Raw genomic sequence first — 5,415 nt, 5'->3', positions numbered from 1 at the left:
TGTTGGTGGTTGGTTTGTTTTTGGTTAGGTTTTCGGGCTTTTCACGGCCTTGTTTCTTTCTGAAATATTTTTGTGGAGAGTTTGATCCTGGCTCAGGATGAACGCTGGCGGCGTGCTTAACACATGCAAGTCGAACGGAAAGGCTCCTGCTTGCAGGGGTACTCGAGTGGCGAACGGGTGAGTAACACGTGGGTGATCTGCCCTGTACTTCGGGATAAGCTTGGGAAACTGGGTCTAATACCGGATAGGACAACTTTTTGGATATTGTTGTGGAAAGCTTTTGCGGTATGGGATGAGCTCGCGGCCTATCAGCTTGTTGGTGGGGTAATGGCCTACCAAGGCGTCGACGGGTAGCCGGCCTGAGAGGGTGTACGGCCACATTGGGACTGAGATACGGCCCAGACTCCTACGGGAGGCAGCAGTGGGGAATATTGCACAATGGGCGCAAGCCTGATGCAGCGACGCCGCGTGGGGGATGAAGGCCTTCGGGTTGTAAACTCCTTTCGCTAGGGACGAAGCATTATGTGACGGTACCTGGAGAAGAAGCACCGGCTAACTACGTGCCAGCAGCCGCGGTAATACGTAGGGTGCGAGCGTTGTCCGGAATTACTGGGCGTAAAGAGCTCGTAGGTGGTTTGTCGCGTCGTTTGTGTAAGTCCACAGCTTAACTGTGGGACTGCAGGCGATACGGGCATAACTTGAGTGCTGTAGGGGAGACTGGAATTCCTGGTGTAGCGGTGGAATGCGCAGATATCAGGAGGAACACCGATGGCGAAGGCAGGTCTCTGGGCAGTAACTGACGCTGAGGAGCGAAAGCATGGGTAGCGAACAGGATTAGATACCCTGGTAGTCCATGCCGTAAACGGTGGGCGCTAGGTGTGAGTCCCTTCCACGGGGTTCGTGCCGTAGCTAACGCATTAAGCGCCCCGCCTGGGGAGTACGGCCGCAAGGCTAAAACTCAAAGGAATTGACGGGGGCCCGCACAAGCGGCGGAGCATGTGGATTAATTCGATGCAACGCGAAGAACCTTACCTGGGCTTGACATGTAGCGGATCGCCGCAGAGATGTGGTTTCCCTTGTGGTCGCTATACAGGTGGTGCATGGTTGTCGTCAGCTCGTGTCGTGAGATGTTGGGTTAAGTCCCGCAACGAGCGCAACCCTTGTCTTATGTTGCCAGCACATAATGGTGGGGACTCATGAGAGACTGCCGGGGTTAACTCGGAGGAAGGTGGGGATGACGTCAAATCATCATGCCCCTTATGTCCAGGGCTTCACACATGCTACAATGGTCGGTACAGCGCGTTTGCTACCTTGTGAGGGGATGCTAATCGCACAAAGCCGGCCGTAGTTCGGATTGGGGTCTGCAACTCGACCCCATGAAGTCGGAGTCGCTAGTAATCGCAGATCAGCAACGCTGCGGTGAATACGTTCCCGGGCCTTGTACACACCGCCCGTCACGTCATGAAAGTTGGTAACACCCGAAGCCAGTGGCCTGTCATGGGAGCTGTCGAAGGTGGGATCGGCGATTGGGACGAAGTCGTAACAAGGTAGCCGTACCGGAAGGTGCGGCTGGATCACCTCCTTTCTAAGGAGATTATATTTTTGTGGCCTACAGTTGTGGGCTGTTGTTGGTTGAGTCACCGTGGGTGTGACTGCCAATGTTTTTGTTTCCGGGTGGAGACACACCAGCCAGTACTCTTGCATGCATTGTTGCGTGTGGGGTGTGTGGTTGTGGTTGCACAGTGTGTGATCAAGGGTTTGTGATCAACGAAAATAATGGTTTTTTGTGCATTGGTGCACTGTTGGGTGTCTGAGGCAGCAATTGTGTTGTCTTGATGATTCCGCATGGTGACTGTCGACTGGTTTGGTTGGTGGTTGGTGTGTGGGGTGTGTTGTGTGAGAACTGTATAGTGGACGCGAGCATCTTTATTCTTGTGGAAGAATTTTTTTGATTGTAAGTTTGCCTGACAGAGAAATGATTGCTGCGCCTTGTTGGTGTGGTGGTTGTTTGTTTGTTGTTTTTGTTGTGTGTTGTTGTTTTGTTACAAGGGCGTACGGTGGATGCCTTGGCATGCTTAGCCGATGAAGGACGTGTGAGGCTGCGTTATGCCTCGGGGAGTTGCCAACAAAGCGTTGATCCGAGGATGTCCGAATGGGGAAACCTGGCACTTGTTATGAAGTGTTACCTGCAGATGAATGTATAGTCTGTGTGGGGGTTACGCGGGGAAGTGAAACATCTTAGTACCCGTAGGAGAAGAAAACAATTGTGATTCTGCTAGTAGTGGCGAGCGAACGTGGATGAGGCTAAACCATGCGTGTGTGATACCTGGCAGGGGTTGCGCGTGTGGTGTTGTGGGCAATGATTGTGGGTATGCTGCCATGTACCCTCGTGATGCGGCGTGTTAGCGGAAGTCGCCTGGGATGGTGTGCCGGAGAGGGTGAGAGCCCCTGTACGTGAAGGCGTGTCGTGTTGTGATGATTGTTTGCCCGAGTAGCAGCGGGCTCGTGGAATCTGCTGTGAATCTGCCGGGACCACCCGGTAAGCCTAAATACTAAGTGTGACCGATAGTGAATAGTACCGTGAGGGAATGGTGAAAAGTACCCCGGGAGGGGAGTGAAAGAGTTCCTGAAACCGTGCGCTTACAATCCGTCAGAGCACCTTCTTGTGTGTGATGGCGTGCCTTTTGAAGAATGAGCCTGCGAGTCAGCGGCATGTCGCGAGGTTAACCCGTGTGGGGTAGTCGTAGCGAAAGCGAATCCTAAATTTGGGTGTTTTAGTGGCATGTCCTGGACCCGAAGCGGGGTGATCTACCCATGGCCAGTGTGAAGCAGCTGTAAGAGGTTGTGGAGGCGCGAACCCACTTAGGTTGAAAACTGAGGGGATGAGTTGTGGGTAGGGGTGAAAGGCCAATCAAACTCCGTGATAGCTGGTTCTCCCCGAAATGCATTTAGGTGCAGCGTTATAGTAGTTTGCCGGAGGTAGAGCTACTGGTTGGTTGAGCGGGACTATCATCTTAGCAACATCAGCCAAACTCCGAATGCCGGTGAAGTGGTCTATAGCAGTGAGACTGTGGGGGATAAGCTTCATAGTCGAGAGGGAAACAGCCCAGATCGCCGGTTAAGGCCCCTAAGGGTGTACTAAGTGGAAAAGGATGTGGGATCGCGAAGACAGCCAGGAGGTTGGCTTAGAAGCAGCCATCCTTGAAAGAGTGCGTAATAGCTCACTGGTCGAGTGGTTCTGCGCCGACAATGTAGTGGGGCTCAAGTACACCGCCGAAGCCGCGGCATAGTTTTTACTATGGGTAGGGGAGCGTCGTGCATGGGGTGAAGCCATACTGTAAGGGGTGGTGGACTGTGTGCGAGTGAGAATGCAGGCATGAGTAACGAGAGATACGTGAGAATCGTATCCGCTGGATGACTAAGGGTTCCTGGGTCAAGTTCGTCTTCCCAGGGTGAGTCGGGTCCTAAGGCGAGGCCGACAGGCGTAGTCGATGGTCAACGGGTTGATATTCCCGTACCCGTATGCATGCGACAAAGGATGAAGCGGTGATACTAACCACCCTGAACCGGCAACTAACGCATCTTTTGGTGTGTGGTTGTTGGTGATGCGTGGGGCCTGATCCGTGGTAGTTCAGTGATGGGGTGACGCAGTGAGGTAGCCACGCCAAGTGTTGGATATTCTTGGTGTAAGCGTGTGGCACGTCGACTTGTCAAATGCGGTCGATATTATGTGTGAGGCGTGATGCGTAGCCCTTTTTGTGGGTGATGGTGGTGATCCTGTGCTGTCGAGAAAAGCCTCTAGCGAGTGTGTGTGCGGCCCGTACCCGAAACCGACACAGGTGGTCAGGTAGAGAATACTAAAGCGGTCGGGTGAACTGTGGTTAAGGAATTCGGCAAATTGCCCCCGTAACTTCGGGAGAAGGGGGGCCCTTGCTGGTTGCATGCCTGTTTTCGGTGTGTTGCTGGTGGGGGTCGCAGAGAATAGAGGGGAGCGACTGTTTATCAAAAACACAGGTCCGTGCGAAGACGGTTAAGTTGATGTATACGGACTGACGCCTGCCCGGTGCTGGAAGGTTAAGAGGACCTGTTAGGGCTTTGGCCCGAAGCGGAGAATTTAAGCCCCAGTAAACGGCGGTGGTAACTATAACCATCCTAAGGTAGCGAAATTCCTTGTCGGGTAAGTTCCGACCTGCACGAATGGCGTAACGACTCCCCTGCTGTCTCAACCACAGGCCCGGTGAAATTGCAGTACGAGTAAAGATGCTCGTTTCGCGCGGCAGGACGAAAAGACCCCGGGACCTTCACTATAGCTTGGTATTGGTATTCGGTGCGGTTTGTGTAGGATAGGTGGGAGACTGTGAGGCGGTCACGCTAGTGATTGTGGAGTCGTTGTTGAAATACCACTCTGACCGTAGTGGATGTCTAACCTTGGCCCATGATCTGGGTTGGGGACAGTGCCTGGTGGGTAGTTTAACTGGGGCGGTTGCCTCCTAAAGTGTAACGGAGGCGCCCAAAGGTTCCCTCAGCCTGGTTGGCAATCAGGTGGTGAGTGTAAGTGCACAAGGGAGCTTGACTGTGAGACTTACAAGTCGAGCAGGGACGAAAGTCGGGACTAGTGATCCGGCACCTACTTGTGGATGTGGTGTCGCTCAACGGATAAAAGGTACCCCGGGGATAACAGGCTGATCTTCCCCAAGAGTCCATATCGACGGGATGGTTTGGCACCTCGATGTCGGCTCGTCGCATCCTGGGGCTGGAGTAGGTCCCAAGGGTTGGGCTGTTCGCCCATTAAAGCGGCACGCGAGCTGGGTTCAGAACGTCGTGAGACAGTTCGGTCTCTATCCGCCGCGCGCGTTGAAACTTGAAGAAGGCTGTCCCTAGTACGAGAGGACCGGGACGGACGTACCTCTGGTGTGCCAGTTGTTCCGCCAGGAGCAGGGCTGGTTGGCTACGTACGGGAGGGATAACCGCTGAAAGCATCTAAGCGGGAAGCCTGTTTTGAGATGAGGTTTCGTTTGAGGTTCCCTAGAGATGATGGGGTTGATAGGCCGGATCTGGAAGCATTGTAAAATGTGGAGGTGACTGGTACTAATAAACCGAGACTAAAACACAATCACATAATAGGTGTGTTTGCGGTCAATGTTTGAGTGTTCTTTCGTGAGAAAGTATTGTTTGCGTCCACTGTGCAGTGTCTGGCACAACATTGGTTGTGTTGAATTGAATATGGTTGCGTTGCTGTTCAACATTGGTTTGTTTGTTGGCACGATTGGTCGTGTCGGTGGTTGATGGCGGCGGGGAAACGCCCGGTCCCTTTCCGAACCCGGTTTAGCTAAGCCCGCCCGCGCTGATGGTACTGCACCTGGGAGGGTGTGGGAGAGTAGGTTACTGCCGGCCTTATAATTTCATGGTGGTGGA

The 5,415-nt window shown here is 53.4% G+C and carries 3 rRNA genes; all 3 read left to right on the top strand.

Annotated elements, in window-relative coordinates:
* The first annotated feature begins 69 nt into the window (after window positions 1-69).
* Window positions 70-1,585: ribosomal RNA gene (locus BJP07_RS09420) — 16S ribosomal RNA — on the top strand.
* 449 nt (window positions 1,586-2,034) lie between these two features.
* Window positions 2,035-5,113, top strand: a 23S ribosomal RNA gene (locus BJP07_RS09415).
* 161 nt (window positions 5,114-5,274) lie between these two features.
* Window positions 5,275-5,394 (top strand): 5S ribosomal RNA (rrf, locus tag BJP07_RS09410).
* Together the 16S, 23S and 5S rRNA genes form the textbook arrangement of a ribosomal RNA operon.
* Window positions 5,395-5,415: the final 21 nt, after the last annotated feature.

Origin of the sequence: Corynebacterium sp. NML130628 (assembly GCF_001875665.1) — a bacterium.
Lineage (GTDB): Bacteria > Actinomycetota > Actinomycetes > Mycobacteriales > Mycobacteriaceae > Corynebacterium.
Note: the sequence above shows the minus strand (reverse complement) of the source record. Positions and strands in the feature narration are given on the sequence as shown.